General features: G+C 61.6%; 16 protein-coding genes. 5 read left to right on the top strand and 11 right to left on the bottom strand.

Annotated elements, in window-relative coordinates; translation table 11 throughout:
* Window positions 1–20: 20 nt before the first annotated feature.
* Together HX807_RS15605 and HX807_RS15610 are read right to left on the bottom strand one after the other, a co-directional pair.
* The gene (locus HX807_RS15605) at window positions 21–1,208 is read right to left on the bottom strand and encodes a low temperature requirement protein A (RefSeq protein WP_177050409.1); all 1,188 of its coding nucleotides are present in this window, start codon (window positions 1,206–1,208) and stop codon (window positions 21–23) included.
* A 26-nt stretch (window positions 1,209–1,234) separates the two neighbouring features.
* Window positions 1,235–2,170, bottom strand: coding sequence for a LysR substrate-binding domain-containing protein (locus tag HX807_RS15610; RefSeq protein WP_003211897.1), 936 nt, complete (start codon window positions 2,168–2,170; stop codon window positions 1,235–1,237).
* A 130-nt stretch (window positions 2,171–2,300) separates the two neighbouring features.
* Between HX807_RS15610 and HX807_RS15615 the strand changes: the two genes are divergently transcribed.
* On the top strand, window positions 2,301–2,477 hold the full coding sequence (locus tag HX807_RS15615; RefSeq protein WP_162835185.1) for a hypothetical protein: 177 nt from the start codon (window positions 2,301–2,303) through the stop codon (window positions 2,475–2,477).
* Here HX807_RS15615 and HX807_RS15620 read toward each other — a convergent pair.
* The 6 genes from HX807_RS15620 to HX807_RS15645 all read right to left on the bottom strand — a co-directional run bounded on the left by HX807_RS15620 (window position 2,432) and on the right by HX807_RS15645 (window position 8,691).
* Window positions 2,432–3,763, bottom strand: a complete 1,332-nt coding sequence (locus HX807_RS15620) for an MFS transporter (protein WP_087692587.1) — start codon at window positions 3,761–3,763, stop codon at window positions 2,432–2,434. The two genes, HX807_RS15615 and HX807_RS15620, sit on opposite strands and share 46 nt — an antisense overlap.
* Before the next feature lie 59 nt (window positions 3,764–3,822).
* Entirely contained in the window at window positions 3,823–5,145 is a 1,323-nt protein-coding gene (locus tag HX807_RS15625; protein ID WP_003211904.1) for an MFS transporter, read from the bottom strand.
* Between the two features lie 75 nt (window positions 5,146–5,220).
* Entirely contained in the window at window positions 5,221–6,099 is an 879-nt protein-coding gene (locus HX807_RS15630; protein WP_177050411.1) for an SMP-30/gluconolactonase/LRE family protein, read from the bottom strand.
* Between the two features lie 69 nt (window positions 6,100–6,168).
* Window positions 6,169–7,101, bottom strand: a complete 933-nt coding sequence (locus HX807_RS15635) for a 3-keto-5-aminohexanoate cleavage protein (RefSeq protein WP_003211908.1) — start codon at window positions 7,099–7,101, stop codon at window positions 6,169–6,171.
* An 82-nt stretch (window positions 7,102–7,183) separates the two neighbouring features.
* Entirely contained in the window at window positions 7,184–7,972 is a 789-nt protein-coding gene (locus HX807_RS15640; RefSeq protein WP_008437903.1) for an SDR family oxidoreductase, read from the bottom strand.
* Window positions 7,969–8,691, bottom strand: a complete 723-nt coding sequence (locus tag HX807_RS15645; protein ID WP_003211913.1) for a GntR family transcriptional regulator — start codon at window positions 8,689–8,691, stop codon at window positions 7,969–7,971. The genes HX807_RS15640 and HX807_RS15645 overlap by 4 nt, the downstream gene beginning before the upstream one ends.
* Before the next feature lie 134 nt (window positions 8,692–8,825).
* Between HX807_RS15645 and HX807_RS15650 the strand changes: the two genes are divergently transcribed.
* The gene (locus tag HX807_RS15650) at window positions 8,826–9,215 is read left to right on the top strand and encodes a VOC family protein (protein ID WP_177050413.1); all 390 of its coding nucleotides are present in this window, start codon (window positions 8,826–8,828) and stop codon (window positions 9,213–9,215) included.
* Window positions 9,216–9,365: 150 nt separating this feature from the next.
* On the opposite strand, the gene HX807_RS15655 is transcribed toward HX807_RS15650, so the two are convergent.
* Window positions 9,366–9,512 (bottom strand): hypothetical protein, encoded by a 147-nt coding sequence (locus HX807_RS15655; protein WP_003211914.1) that lies wholly within the window; start codon window positions 9,510–9,512, stop codon window positions 9,366–9,368.
* Window positions 9,513–9,710: 198 nt separating this feature from the next.
* Between HX807_RS15655 and HX807_RS15660 the strand changes: the two genes are divergently transcribed.
* Both HX807_RS15660 and HX807_RS15665 read left to right on the top strand, forming a co-directional pair.
* A complete protein-coding gene (locus HX807_RS15660; RefSeq protein WP_177050415.1) occupies window positions 9,711–11,003 on the top strand; it encodes an MFS transporter in 1,293 nt (430 codons plus the stop codon).
* A gap of 12 nt (window positions 11,004–11,015) precedes the next feature.
* A complete protein-coding gene (locus HX807_RS15665; protein WP_003211919.1) occupies window positions 11,016–11,774 on the top strand; it encodes a substrate-binding domain-containing protein in 759 nt (252 codons plus the stop codon).
* Here HX807_RS15665 and HX807_RS15670 read toward each other — a convergent pair.
* Together HX807_RS15670 and HX807_RS31690 are read right to left on the bottom strand one after the other, a co-directional pair.
* Window positions 11,766–12,668 carry a LysR family transcriptional regulator gene (locus HX807_RS15670; RefSeq protein WP_008437881.1) on the bottom strand — a complete coding sequence of 301 codons (903 nt, stop codon included), beginning with the start codon at window positions 12,666–12,668 and terminating at the stop codon, window positions 11,766–11,768. The two genes, HX807_RS15665 and HX807_RS15670, sit on opposite strands and share 9 nt — an antisense overlap.
* Window positions 12,665–12,910 (bottom strand): hypothetical protein, encoded by a 246-nt coding sequence (locus HX807_RS31690; RefSeq protein ID WP_008437880.1) that lies wholly within the window; start codon window positions 12,908–12,910, stop codon window positions 12,665–12,667. The genes HX807_RS15670 and HX807_RS31690 overlap by 4 nt, the downstream gene beginning before the upstream one ends.
* A 151-nt stretch (window positions 12,911–13,061) precedes the next feature.
* Here HX807_RS31690 and HX807_RS15680 point away from each other — a divergent pair, with 151 nt between their 5' ends.
* Window positions 13,062–13,907, top strand: a complete 846-nt coding sequence (locus HX807_RS15680; protein WP_003211924.1) for a DUF6216 family protein — start codon at window positions 13,062–13,064, stop codon at window positions 13,905–13,907.
* The last annotated feature ends 55 nt before the right edge of the window (window positions 13,908–13,962 follow it).

Here is a 13,962-nt window from a genome sequence, read left to right on the forward strand (position 1 = left end):
CGGGCGGAATCAGACCGCTTTCAGTGTGAAACTTCGGTCAGGCTGTGCAGCGAGCGATTTTCCCAGATCGCCACGATCACCAACACCGCCGACGTCAACGCCCCCAGTACCAACGCCGAAAACACCTGCTGCAATCCCAGCGGCAGCAACACCAGTAACATCAGCAAGCCGCCCAGGTGCGAAAACGGTGGCAACGGCCGGTCGCTCATCACCCACTTGAACAGCGCACTGCCCAGCAGGAACAACCACGGGCCGGCGATGATCGCCACCACGCCCGCCTGGCTGGCATGCCCCGGATGCACCAGCACCAGTTCGTCGGCCACGGCGCTGACGATAATCCCGGCGACGATCAATACATGCAGGTAGGTGTAGGCGATCCGCGCCTGACGGCCCGGGTCGGCAGAGCTGGCAATGCGATGGTGGGCGCGCTCGGCGCCGCTGTCGAAATAGATCCACCACAGGGCGATGCTGCCCACCACTGCCACCAGGAATGCCGCCAGCCCGTCCACGCTCCAGGGCAGTTCGGCGAAGGTCGCGCCGGTCACCAGCAACGACTCACCGAGGGCGATGATCACAAACAGGCCGCAGCGTTCGGCCATGTGGTTGCCTTCCACATTCCAGTCCGCAAGCGTCGAGGGCCCAAGCCCGGGCACCCAGAAATACACCGACGGGGAAATCAACTCGATCAACAGCGCCAGGGCCCAGAAGGCCAGGCGCTGCTCGCCTTCGAGCAGCGCACCGGTGATCCAGAACACCCCGGAAAACAGCATCCACGCCAGGATCCGCTGGAAATTGCGGGTCATGTTCAGCGACTCGCCGCGCACCGCCCACAACGCAAACAGCGTGCGTCCTACCTGCATGAACACATAGGCGCCGGCGAACAACAGCCCGCGATCGGTAAACGCCTTGGGGATCGACGAGGACAGCAACAGGCCCGCCACCATCAACCCGAACAGGCCGATGCGGATCGGGATTTTTTCCGGGTCCAGCCAGTTGGTGACCCACGAAGTGAAGATCCACACCCACCACACCGCGACCATCATCAACGCCACCTGCACGGCACCGCCGATGGACAAGTGGGCGAGCAGCGAATGGGACAACTGGGTCACGGCAAACACGAACACCAGGTCGAAAAACAGCTCGACCATGCCAACCTTGCCGCTGTCATGACTGCCGCGCCCACGCAGCAAGGAACGGGATGGGGACATGCCTGGATCTCCCTGAAGGTTTTATCTCAAGATTTGGGTGCGACCACCGGCAGCATGTCCCGCTCGCTCATGAACGCCTCCAGCCGCGAACGCATCCAGCGCTCCGCCGGATCGGTGTCAACGTGGCTGAGCCAGACCATCGACAAGTCCAGGGTCGGGGTTTCGAACGGGAACGGTTCACAGAACAGATTGCCTCCGGCGGCCATGGCCTGGGCGGTGTAATCCGGCAGGCTGGCGATCATGTCGGTGCCGGCGAGCAGCGCCGGCAATGCGCTGTATTGCGGCACCGAGAGCACCACGTGGCGCTTGCGACCGATTTCCGCCAGCCACTCATCGGCAAACCCGGACACGTTGGCGGTGTGGGACACCAGCACATGGGGCCGTGCGCAATATTCGTCGAGGGTCAGGGGTTTGTCCGAGGCATCCGCCCGCAGCAGGCACGGGCGGATATGCCGCAATAATTTGCGCTTGGCATTGGCCGGCAGGCCGCGGGTCTGGGTGATGCCGACGGTGATATCCCCGGAACCCAGCAGGTCCGGGATGCGCCAGTAATCCACATGCTGCACCACGAACACCACCTGCGGCGCTTCCTGGCGCAAGGCGCGCAGCAGCGGCGGCAGCAGGCCGAACTCGACGTCATCGGACAGGCCGATGCGAAAGGTCATGGTGCTGATGGAGGGGTCGAAATCGTGGGTCAGGCTCAAGGCCGACGACAAGGAATCGAGGGCCGGCGACAGGTGCTTGATGATTTCCTCGGCCCGCGCGGTGGGTTCCATGCGATGGCCGACGCGAATAAACAGCGGGTCATTGAACAGTGTGCGCAGGCGATTGAGGGCCGAACTGATGGTGGGTTGGCCGAGAAACAGCTTCTCCGCCACCCGGGTGACATTGCGCTCGAGCATCAAGGTTTCAAAGACCACCATCAAATTGATGTCGGCCTTGCGTAATTCATTGCGATTCATCGGCGACCGCCCCACTGCCCTGGATAAGTCGCAGTTTAGAAACACCCGGGGCCCTGCGTCTATGCGCACACTGTTCAACACGGGCCTTTGGGACTATAAAGCAGCTTCCAAGGCTTGCGAGAACACCATCGTGCTGGTCATTTCTGCCTTGAGCGTCCTGGTTGCCGGGATTTTGCTCTGGGCCATCAAATTCATCGCTCATCCCACCGCCAGGACACTGTTACGGGTATTTGTCGGTTTGTGCCTGGCGGCAGTCGTGGCTTACCTGGTGCTGGCTTCGGGGTTTCCTACCTCGTTGCTGGTGTGACCGGGCTCCTGCTCCTGCCCCTGACGCAAACGCAAGGCGGCCAACGCGGCCACCACCAGCACCACGGCAATCACTTTCAAGCCATTCGTGGCATTGCCGGTGCTCATCTCGATCGCGCCCATCACCGACGGCCCGACAAACCCGCCGAGCAATCCGCAGGCATTGACGAAGCCCAGCCCGCCCGCCAGCGCCACGCCCTTGAGGCGCGAGGCCGGGTAGAGAAAGATGATCGACTGCACCACAAAGAACATCACCGCCGACACACAAAAGCCCAGCAGGCTGAACACCGGCCCCGACACCGAGGCAATCCCCAGCCCCAACGCCATGGTCAGCAAACCGGTAATCAACAGCCGCCGGGCACGGGTGGGCGTGGTCGCAAAGCGCGGCAGCAGCACAGCGCCGGCCGCTGCGGCAATCCACGGCAATGAGGTCAGCAAGCCGACGCTCATGGTGCTCAATTCACCGTATTTGCTGATGATGCTCGGCAGGAAAAAGATCACGGTGTAGATGGTGATCTGATGGCAAAAATACACAAAGATCGCCAGCAGGATCTGCGGTGTCAGCCAGTTCTTCAGGGAATGCCCGCCCTCGCCTGCGCCCTCTTCGGTCTCCATCGCGATGCGCTGTTCAATCCCGCGCGCCTCTGCGGCCGAGAGCCATGGCGCCTTGCTCGGACGGTCCGGCAACTTGCACCACACCACCCAGGCAAACGCGACTGCCGGCAGCCCTTCGAGCAGGAACATCCACTGCCAGCCGTGCCAGCCGAGCAGCCCGTCCATGCGCATCAACGCCGCGCCCACCGGGCCACCGATGATGTTGGCAAAACACACGCCGAGCAGGAAATACCCGGTAGCCCGCGCCCGTTGCTCGCGGTTGAACCAGTAGGTGAGGTACAGCATCACCCCGGGAAACAGGCCGGCTTCGGCAATGCCCAGCAGCAGGCGCAGGATATAGAACGAGGTCTCGCCCTGGACGAACGCCATGGCCGCCGAAATCAGGCCCCAGGTCACCATGATCCGGGCGATCCAGAACCGCGCGCCGACCTTGTGCATGATCAGGTTGCTGGGGATCTCCGACAGCGCATAGGTCAGGAAAAACAGCCCGGCGCCCAGGCCATAGGCCGCTGCTGAAATCCCCAGGTCAACGTCCAGGTGGTGCTTGGCCAGGGCGATGTTGGTGCGGTCCAGGAAGCTCAGCACGTAGGCGATGATCAGCAAGGGCATCAGCTTGACGAACATCAGTTTGTTCAACTCCCGTGGTTCACGGGCGGTGTTGGCAGTCTTCATCGGGCAATTCCTCTTGGCGCCCCGCCAGCGCAACGGCTGGGGGACGCATCGGTGTTGTTCTAGGGTTCGAGTTGCGCAACCAGCGCCGGCGGGCGATGGGAAAACAGTTGCAGCAGCGCCCCGCCCAGGGCACAGCCGGCCATCACGAAGAAGCACACCGTGTAGCCGTGCAAGGTGGTCCAGCCGCCGCCCATGGCAATCAGGCTGCCCATCAGCACCGGCGCCAGGCCGCCACCGATAAACATCGCGGTGGTGATGATGCCGTTGGCGGTGGAGGTCGCCGACGGCTCGGCCGAGTCGCAGGCCACCGCGTAGTAGATCGGCCACACCGCGTTGGCCACCAGGCCGAACAGCAGTTGCACGACGATGATCAGGGTCAGGGTGTTGGCGAAGTAGAACGCACCGACACTGGCGGCCATCCACACCCCGCAGATGATCAGGGTGACGCGCCGGCCAATGATGTCCGACAGCGACGGCCACACCAGTTGCCCGAGAATCCCGGTCAAGGTGAACACCACGCTCATCCCCGCCGACTCGGCCAGGGACAGCCCGGCGATGTTGTACAGGTAGGCCGGCAGCACGATGTTGACGCCCATGTACACCACTTGGGTCAGCATCGTATTACCCGCCGTCAGGGCGATATTGCGGTTGCGCAACGTGGCGATAAAGGTGCGCCAGGCGTGGCCCTTCACTTGGCTGGCCGGTGCGTTGTCCGGCGGGGTCATGCCCTTGGCGGCGATGTCGACGTACAGCGCGGTGATGCGTTCGGCGGTGGAATACCGCGCCCAGAAAATCATCAGCGGCAACGCCACCACGAACGCGAAGAAGAACACGTAGCGCCAGTTGTCTTCACCGAAGGTGCTGATGACAAAGCTGGCGACGATGCCACTGAGCATGGCGCCGATCGGGTAACCGGTGTGGTGCGCGCCAAGGGCAAAACCACGACGCTCCACCGGCCACCATTCGGCGGTGTTGCTCACGCCCACCGGCTCGCCCCAGCCTGCGCCGAGGTTGACGCCAACCCGCAGCGCGATAAAGGTCGCGAGGTTGCCGCTCAGGGCCTTGAACCCAGAGAGGAACGAAATAGCCGTGTAGCCCAGCACCAGCGGCACCTGGAACCGCGCACGTTTCCAGCCACCGCCGTAGCGGTCACTCCACATCGAGCCGGGGATATCCAGCAGGGCCAGGGCCAGCATGATCACCGTGGCCATCGTGCCCCACTGGTCGGCCGACAAATCGAAATGCTTGGAGATGGTCGGCCCCAGGCGCAGCACGATCTCACGGTCGTAGGCGTTGAGGATCCAGATCATCCAGCACACCAGCAGCGACACCCAGGAGTGCCGGTGAATACTGCGCAGCGAGGCTTTTTTCAAGGTTGCCATGGGTTTCTCCAGGCGCGCGAGGGCGCGCACTGACACAAGGTTGCGAAAGGAAAGTGCCTTGTTGAAAAAAACGCGCTAGCTGGCGAACCGTCGCTCGGCTATTCCTTGCACGCCCAGCCCGGTGATCGCAAAAAGCGCCCCGCGCTGCTGACCGTCGGCCGGGAAACGCGGCAACGGTGGCTTGGCCATGGAGGTGACAAACAGGGTGTCCAGGTTCGGCCCGCCAAAGGTCAGGCTGGTGACCTTTTTCACCGGCATCTGGATGATCCGGTCGACCTGGCCGTCGGGGGTGTAGCGCACCAGTTTTCCGGCGTAGACCAGCGCCTGCCACAGGCAGCCTTCGGCATCCACGGTGCAGCCGTCGGCAGCGCCACCGCCGCTGGTATCGACCTTGGCGAAGGTGCGTCGATTGCTCACCGCGCCGCTGGCAGGGTCGTAGTCATAGGCCCAGATCTCGCCGGACCAGGTGTCGCAAAAGTAGAACGTATCGCCCGCCGGGCTCCAGCACGGGCCGTTGGACACGATGATGCCTTCGTCCAGGGTGTGCAGGCTCAGGTCCGCGTCGAGGCGGTAGAGCTTGGCGCTGGCGCTGTCTTCCAGGGTGTCCATGGAGCCGAAGACAAAGCGCCCCTGGCGATCGACCTTGCCGTCGTTGAGGCGGTTGTTGGGCAGTGCGGGTTCCGGGTCGATCACCAGGGCCAGTTCGCCGCTGCTGAGGTCGAGGAGGTGCACGCCGTTTTGCAGGGCGACGATGGCTTGCTCGCCGCTATGGCGCAGGGCCATGGAGCCGATTTTCTGACCCACATCCCAGGCCCGCAGTTCGCGGCCATCTTCGGTGCAGCGCAGGATCCGGCCGTCGGCGCTGTCGATCCAGTACAACCGTTGTTGTTCGACGTCCCACACCGGGCCTTCGCCCAGGGTGGTCTTCACGTCCACAAGCACTTCGATACGCATGGTGTTATCCCCTTTTTTGTTGTTGTGCGGGATGGGCATGGCCGCGCCGTGACGCGGCCGGTTTGTCACTTAGAAATTGACCTGGTCGCGCCCCTTGAGCCCGAGGATTTCCCGCGCTTCATCCGGCGTGGCGACGCGGTGGCCGAGGGCTTCGATCACTGTGCGAATGCGCCGTACCTGGTCGGCGTTGGACGCGGCCAGTTTGCCCGGGCCATCCCACAGCGAATCCTCCAGGCCGACCCGGGCGTTGCTGCCCATGGACAGGCCCATGGTGGCCAGCGGAATTTGCCCACGGCCGGCGCCGAGGATCGACCACACGTAGTCGTCGCCAAACAGGCGGTCGGCGGTGCGGCGCATATGGGCCAGGTCTTCCGGGTGCCCGCCGATGCCGCCGCGCAAACCGAATACCGACTGGATAAACAACGGTGGTTTCAGCAGGCCGCGCTCCAGGAAATGGGCGGCGGTGTACAGGTGGCCGATGTCGTAGCACTCGATTTCAAAACGGGTGCGGTTCTCGGCGCAGGAATTGAGGATGTGGGTAATGTCGCGGAAGGTATTGCGAAAGATCCGGTCGTCGCTTTCTTCCAGGTACGGACGCTCCCAGTCATGCTTGAACTCGGTGAAGCGGTTGAGCATTTCGTACAGGCCGAAGTTCATCGAGCCCATGTTCAGCGAGGCCAGTTCCGGCTTGAACTGCATCACCGGTTGCAGACGTTCTTCGACGCCCATGGTCGGTGCGCCGCCGGTGGTGATATTGATCACCACGTCGCTGGCGGCCTTGATGTGCGGCAGGAATTCGGCGAACAGCGCGGGGTCCTGGCTGGGACGGCCATCGATGGGATCACGGGCATGCAGGTGGACAATGGCGGCGCCGGCTTCGGCGGCACCGATGGCGGCGTCGGCAATTTCCTGCGCGGTGATCGGCAAATGCGGCGACATCGACGGCGTATGGATGGCACCGGTGACGGCGCAGGTGATGATCACAGGACGATTTTTGGACATGACGATTCTCCGACTTTTATTCTTATGAAAAAAATCCCGGGTGTAACTTGTGTGTTCTTCCCTGGCTAAACGCTGACGCGGCCTACAGGTACTCGACGTTACCGTCGACACTGATCGCCTGGCCGGTGACATTGCGGGCGGCGGGCGAGCAGAGAAACAAGGCCATGGCCGCGACGTCTTCGGCGGTGACCATGCGCTTGAGGGAGATCTTGTTCAGGTATTCCTGGCGCATCTCGGCTTCCGGCACACCGACCTGTTCGGCACGGGCGCGGATCACGCCGTCCATGCGCGGGCCTTCAACGATGCCGGGCAGCAAGGCGTTGACGCGGATGTCGCTTTCGCCCAGCTCCGAGGCCAGGGATTTCATCAGGCCGACGATGGCCCATTTGGTCGCCGCATATGGCGTGCGCCAGGCGTAGCCGAGGCGCCCGGCGACCGAGGCGATATGCAGCAGATGGCCGTGGGACGATTCCTTGAGCATCGGCACCGCGTGGTGGGCAAAGCGGTATTGCGCCGTCAGGTTGATATTGATCGTGGCTTGCCACTCGGCATCGCTGATGGCGTCGATGCCGCCGGTGGGCCCGGCAATCCCGGCGTTGTTGACCAGCACGTCCAGCCCGCCGAATTGCTCGCGCTGCACCTGGAACACCGCCTCGATCTGCGTGGCATCGCTCACGTCGGCACGGGTGGCGACAGTGCCCGGGTACTTGTCGCGAAACGCCGCCAGGGCCGGTTCGCTGACATCACACACATGCACCTTGGCACCCGCCTCCAGATAGGCCGCCGCCAACACTTCACCGATGCCGGCAGCCCCGCCGGAAATCAACACACGTAACCCAGGATAGGGCTGCAGCCGCTGTAGGACACTCATGCACGTTTACCTCCTGAAACAGACGACCGCGAACGGTCGTTCTTGACGAGCAGGCGCGCCAGGGAATCGGCGGCCTGCATGATGTCATCGGTCACGGCCGCGCGGGCACCGGCGCCATCGCGGGCGGCCAGGGCTTCGACGATGCGCGTATGCGCCTCCATCGAGCGTTGCAAGTGAGCTTTATCGGGGGCGACCAGGGCAAAACACGGGCCCATGTGCAGCCAGAAGTTTTCCACGGCGGCCATGGTCAATTCGGCCTGGGCGACGGCATAGATCCGACGGTGAAAGGCGAAGTTGGTCCACAGGTAGCGGGAAACGTCGACTTCGTCGGCGGCCTGTTGCATCTGTTGGCAGAGGTCGGAGATTTCGTCGAGGTCGGCTTTTTCCAGGAGCAATACGGCCTTTTCTGCCAGCAAACCTTCCAGGGCGACCCGCGCATCGCGGATTTCCCGCAGGCGTTCGACCGTCATCATGCGTACCCGCAGACGAGAGGTTTCGGTGACTTCAAAGGCGTTTTCGGCGCTGAGGCGCTGGAGGGCTTCGCGTACCGGCATGGGGCTGGAGCCGAGGGCTTCGGCGAGGCCGCGGATGGTGAGTTTCTGGCCGGGCTGGAAACGACCACTCATCAAGGCTTCGCGGATCTGGCGATAGACCTGGTCTTGCAAGGTATCGCGGGACACCTGGCGCAAGGTCGGAAGGAGTAGCGGGCCATCTGTCATGAGTCAAAACCTGTGTTGTCGTTCTTATGGCTCCAATATGTGATCACAAATCAAATATGTCAAATAGTTTCCCGTTGACGGTATGCACGACGCTGACTCTAATGAGCCCTTTCTCCAGCAAGGACCGCTGAACCATGAAATTTGCCTACACCATCGTCTACGTCCCGGACGTCGCTGCATCCCTGCAATTCTTCGAAAAAGCCTTCGGCTTCAGTCGCCGTTTCCTGCATGAATCGGGGGCCTATGGCGAGTTGGATACCGGTGATACCACCCTCTCTTTTGCAGCGCATGAGTTGGGCGAGATGAACTTCAAGGGCGGGCATGTGGAGGCGCATACTTCACGGCAACCGCTGGGGATGGAGTTGGGGTTTGTTACCGAGGATGTGTCAAAGGCTCATGCCAGAGCGCTGGCTGAGGGTGCGACAGAACTTGCTGCGCCGAGCACCAAGCCTTGGGGGCAGGTGGTGTCGTATGTGCGGTGCCCGGATGGGACGCTGGTGGAGTTGTGTACGCCGATTCAGTGAATCGTACTGTGGCGAGGGAGCTTGCTCCCGCTGGACCGGGCTGGCGCTCCAGTGCGAAGCGCTCCCAAAAATCTTGGGGCCGCTTCGCAGCCCAGCGGGAGCAAGCTCCCTCGCCACAGCAAGCTCCCTCGCCACAATGAAATGCCTGCATCAAGGCCTGAGCGGGCGCTCCTGATCGCGCTCCGACAGCTCGGTGCCATCGTCCGGATGCTTCCAGGTCTGCGGCTTTTCTTCCTCGCGAAGCTTCCTCGCCCGCTCCTGCTCCAACTCTTCGCGCTGCTTCTGTTCGTTGCTCATACCCACCTCCCATCCGTAAGAATTGGACACACTGGGCAAGCATAGATGAGGGAGCGGTTTTGTGTGCATCCGGCAATTGATAACCACGACGCATCAATACATGTAAACAACTCACTTATCATTTCCAAATGTGTCAGCCACTATCCGCGGTCTTAAGCGAAACAAGCACTTTAAAAAGAACGCTGGAGACACAAGAAAATGCAAAACCCTTCACGGCCTGACTCTGCCCGCTCCAAAGTCGGCGCGGTCTTTCGCGTCACCTCCGGCAACTTTCTCGAACAGTTCGACTTCTTTCTGTTCGGTTTCTATGCCACCTATATCGCCGCCGCCTTCTTCCCTGCCGCTAATGAATTTGCGTCATTAATGATGACCTTCGCCGTGTTCGGCGCGGGCTTTTTGATGCGTCCGCTGGGGGCTATCATCCTCGGCGCGTACATCGATGATGTGGGCCGTCGCAAAGGCTTGATCGTGACCCTGGCGATCATGGCCAGTGGCACCCTGCTGATCGTGCTGGTGCCCGGCTATCACACCATTGGTTTGTGGGCACCGCTGCTGGTGCTGATGGGCCGGCTGTTGCAAGGTTTCTCGGCCGGTGCCGAACTGGGCGGCGTGTCGGTGTACCTGGCCGAAATGGCCACCCCGGGCCGCAAGGGTTTCTATACCAGTTGGCAATCGGGTAGCCAGCAGATCTCCATCGTGGTCGCGGCCGCCCTGGGTTATGGCCTGAACCAGTGGATGGAACCAGCCGTGGTTGCCGATTGGGGCTGGCGCATTCCGTTCGCCATCGGCTGCGTGATCATCCCGTTCATCTTCGTCCTGCGCCGCAACCTGCAGGAAACCGAAGAGTTCGCCAACCGCAAGCATCGCCCGACCATGCGCGAAGTGCTGGCCACCCTGGTGAAGAACTGGACCATCGTGATCGGCGGCATGATGATGGTGGCGATGACCACCACGGCCTTCTACCTGATCACCGTGTACGCACCCACCTTCGGCAAAACCGTACTCAACCTGACCACCGCCGACGCCCTGCTGGTGACCCTGCTGGTGGCCGTGTCGAACTTCATCTGGCTGCCCATCGGTGGCACCCTCAGTGACCGTTTTGGCCGCAAGCCGGTGCTGATCGCCATGACCGCTTTGACTGTGCTGACCGCTTACCCGGCACTTTCCTACGTGGTCAATGCGCCAAGCTTCGCGCACATGCTGGAAACCCTGCTGTGGTTCTCCTTCCTCTACGGCATGTACAACGGTGCCATGATCCCGGCCCTGACCGAGATCATGCCGGTGGAAGTGCGTGTGGCGGGCTTCTCCCTGGCCTATAGCCTGGCGACCGCGATCTTCGGCGGTTTTACCCCGGCGATTTCCACCTGGTTCATCCACGAGACGGGCGACAAGGCATCGCCCGCCTACTGGCTGATGTTCGCCGCGCTGTGCGCCCTGTGCGCGACGTTCGCGCTGTATCGCCGCGCCGGCGCCCGTCTGCAAGTTGCCTGAGGAGTCGCACTGATGAACCCCATGCTGAAAACACTGGCGGCACTGGCGATCGGTTCCCTGGCGATGGTCGCCCACGCCGAAGAGCTGAAAGTCATGACCTCCGGCGGCTTCACCGCTGCCTACAAGGTGCTGGGTGCGCAATACGCCACCCAGAGCGGCGACACCCTCGACACCATCCTCGGCCCGTCGATGGGCAAGGCGCCGGAAGCGATTCCCAACCGCCTGGCCCGTGGCGAACACGCCGACGTGGTGATCATGGTCGGCTACGCATTGGATGAGCTGATCAAGCAAGGCAAGGTCGACAAGGCGTCCCGCGTTGAACTGGCGGACTCGCGCATCGGCCTGGTGGTCAGGGAAGGCGCGGCCAAGCCCTCGATTGCCACCGATGCCGAACTGAAGACGGTACTGACCAACGCCAAATCCGTCGCGTACTCGGACAGCGCCAGCGGCGTCTACGTCGAAAAGGAACTGTTCAAGAAGCTCGGCATGCCGTCCAAGGGCACCATGATCGAACGCATCCCGGTGGCCTCACAGGTGGCCAAGGGTGATTACGAAGTGGGCTTGCAACAGGTGTCCGAACTGCTGCCGATTCCAGGCGTGACCTACGTCGGAAAGATCCCCGAAGACGTGCAGTCCGTCACCCGTTTTGCCGCGGGCATTCCGGTAAATGCGCAGCACCCGGCGCAGGCGAAAAAGCTCCTGCAATTCCTCGCCTCGCCCCAGGCGCAACCGGTGGTGCAATCCACCGGCCTGGATTCGGTCTCACACTGACCGGAACGGCATCTCCCGCGTCAACCGCTCCAGTTCCAGTGCCGCCGGCGTCAACGTACGCCCGCGGCGCTTGATCAACCCCACGTTGCGCACCACCTCCGGCTCCACCAGCGGCACGCTCGTCAGAATCGGATGTTCGCCGCCCGGCATCGCAATCGACGGCACCATCGCCACCCCAAGCCCCGCCTCCACCAGCCCGATCATGGTCGTCACGTGATGGGTTTCGCAGATGCTTGGTTTCTTCACCCGCACGCCGCGCAGGGCCTGGTCCAGCAGGAAGCGGTTGCCTGAGGTCTTGTCCACGGTGATGTAGTCGTGCTCGTACGCCTCGGCCCACGTCACACTGGCGCGGTCCGCCAGCGGATGCTCCCGGCGACAGGCCAGTACATAACGCTCCTGCAACAGCAGCTCGAACTCCACCCCGTCTGCCAGGCTGCCGCTGAAACTCACGCCGAAATCCGCCTCGCCACTTTCCACCGCCGCACACACCTCGCCCGCACTCGCGTCCAGGACCCGCAGGCGAATCTTCGGATAGAGCTTGTGGAATTCGGAGATCACGTGGGGCATGAAGTAGTACGCGGTGGACGGCACACAGGCGATGGTGACATTGCCCATGCGGGTCGAGGCGACGTTGCTGATGCCCATCAGGGCGATGTCCAGGTCATCGAGCATGCGCTCGACTTGCGGCAGGAACGCGCGGCCGACCATAGTCAGGCTGACCCGGCGCGTGGTGCGTTCGAAGAGTTTGACGTCGAGGGCGGATTCGAGCTTCTCGATACGCCGGCTGAGGGCCGGCTGGGAGATACGGATGGCTTCGGCCGCCGCACGGAAACTGCCCTTATCTACGACGGCGCGGAAGGCCTGGAGGTCGTTGAGGTCGAAGTTGATGATCATCGAGTGGGCCGTTGGGTAGTCGCGGGAGAAAAACGCTCAGATGCAAAAAACCCAGCAACAGGCTGGGTTTTTCCGGTATCTGCCGTATACAAAAATCCTGCCTCTGCTAACAGCTCAGTGAGCTGGGCTTGATCATAGGTCTCGGGTATTAGGGCGTCAATTGTCGCAAAACTGGCATCAAGCTTCACACGCTCGCTGGCACCGTCAAAACCCTTGATCAGCAGGTCTACGTGAATCTGCACACCGTATAAGCGTTTCAGTTCAATGACCTCTTGATGCTGTCCGGCTTCCTACGTGCAAGTCAGCTTCTTCCTGTTTTTCCTGAAGCAAAGACACCTCTGCCCAGTTTGCCTAGAATCGCGCGTTCGACTCGTTATGACTAAGGATTAAGCCATGACCGCCCCAATCTCCAAAAGCACACCGCTGACTTGGTATGTTGAAAATTTCCCTGCATTCAGCGGCATCGTTACTCTACTCGCCGTTGTGTGGCTGCTTTGTTTCATCTACCGACGCTCCGGCTCTCTGTTGTTTCTGCGCGACTGGATTTGGCGTTTTTTTGGTGGGCAGCCGCACTTCGAAACCGAACGTTTCGAACGCATGCGCAAGGACCTCCGTGAGCTGGAGTACTACCGCTATGAGTTCAACATTCCTGCAAACACCTTGCAGGATGCAGACTCGGCTGAAGAGTGGATGTACAACAATGGATTCACCCCACGCGATTTCGGTCGAGTGAAGCGCTACATTGACTGGAGCGACTTCACTGCCTTGAGCTTCATCACCAGAAGGTTCGCGCAGTGGAGGACCAATTGCTGTTTCTTGTTGGCCATCGTGCTGCTGGCAGGCGTAGCGATCACTCCACCTTTGATTGAATCCGGGTATTTGATGGTGTCACTGAAAAACTCTCCGGAGTCGCCATCATTCTACCTCTCCGAAGAAAACGTGAAGTTCGGGATATGGTCCGACGCAAGGCTCACTGTTGAGCAATGTCGGTCATCAGGGTCTCTGCAAGCCTTCATCCTTCCCGGTCTGCCAGAAGAAAAGCTCGACGTCATCTGCTCATTTTTTATCGATAAAAACTACAGTAAATACGTGCGCGACGGTTTGAGCGAACAGCGCGGGCTCCTGCTGTGGTTCGCCTTGCTCTCGATGGGCGGGATGATCTGGCTGGTTATCCTTATCGCGCGAATGGAAGTCGCCCGTAAGCTATACCGCCAGTGGCTTGCCAGAGGGATCAGGTGATTCCCAGAGACGTTTCAGGTGGGGCACGATATGCAGCCCTCTTGCAGGTGACCAC

Source organism: Pseudomonas sp. D8002, assembly GCF_013385695.1.
Lineage (GTDB): Bacteria > Pseudomonadota > Gammaproteobacteria > Pseudomonadales > Pseudomonadaceae > Aquipseudomonas.

Coding starts and splice junctions, on each gene's coding strand:
- HX807_RS15655 (WP_003211914.1), bottom strand. CDS start 9,512: ATGAGCAACGAACAGAAGCAGCGCGAAGAGTTGGAGCAGGAGCGGGCG.
- HX807_RS15635 (WP_003211908.1), bottom strand. CDS start 7,101: ATGTCCAAAAATCGTCCTGTGATCATCACCTGCGCCGTCACCGGTGCC.
- HX807_RS15620 (WP_087692587.1), bottom strand. CDS start 3,763: ATGAAGACTGCCAACACCGCCCGTGAACCACGGGAGTTGAACAAACTG.
- HX807_RS15665 (WP_003211919.1), top strand. CDS start 11,016: ATGAACCCCATGCTGAAAACACTGGCGGCACTGGCGATCGGTTCCCTG.
- HX807_RS15610 (WP_003211897.1), bottom strand. CDS start 2,170: ATGAATCGCAATGAATTACGCAAGGCCGACATCAATTTGATGGTGGTC.
- HX807_RS15625 (WP_003211904.1), bottom strand. CDS start 5,145: ATGGCAACCTTGAAAAAAGCCTCGCTGCGCAGTATTCACCGGCACTCC.
- HX807_RS15645 (WP_003211913.1), bottom strand. CDS start 8,691: ATGACAGATGGCCCGCTACTCCTTCCGACCTTGCGCCAGGTGTCCCGC.
- HX807_RS15605 (WP_177050409.1), bottom strand. CDS start 1,208: ATGTCCCCATCCCGTTCCTTGCTGCGTGGGCGCGGCAGTCATGACAGC.
- HX807_RS15660 (WP_177050415.1), top strand. CDS start 9,711: ATGCAAAACCCTTCACGGCCTGACTCTGCCCGCTCCAAAGTCGGCGCG.
- HX807_RS15670 (WP_008437881.1), bottom strand. CDS start 12,668: ATGATCATCAACTTCGACCTCAACGACCTCCAGGCCTTCCGCGCCGTC.
- HX807_RS15680 (WP_003211924.1), top strand. CDS start 13,062: ATGACCGCCCCAATCTCCAAAAGCACACCGCTGACTTGGTATGTTGAA.
- HX807_RS15640 (WP_008437903.1), bottom strand. CDS start 7,972: ATGAGTGTCCTACAGCGGCTGCAGCCCTATCCTGGGTTACGTGTGTTG.
- HX807_RS15630 (WP_177050411.1), bottom strand. CDS start 6,099: ATGCGTATCGAAGTGCTTGTGGACGTGAAGACCACCCTGGGCGAAGGC.
- HX807_RS15650 (WP_177050413.1), top strand. CDS start 8,826: ATGAAATTTGCCTACACCATCGTCTACGTCCCGGACGTCGCTGCATCC.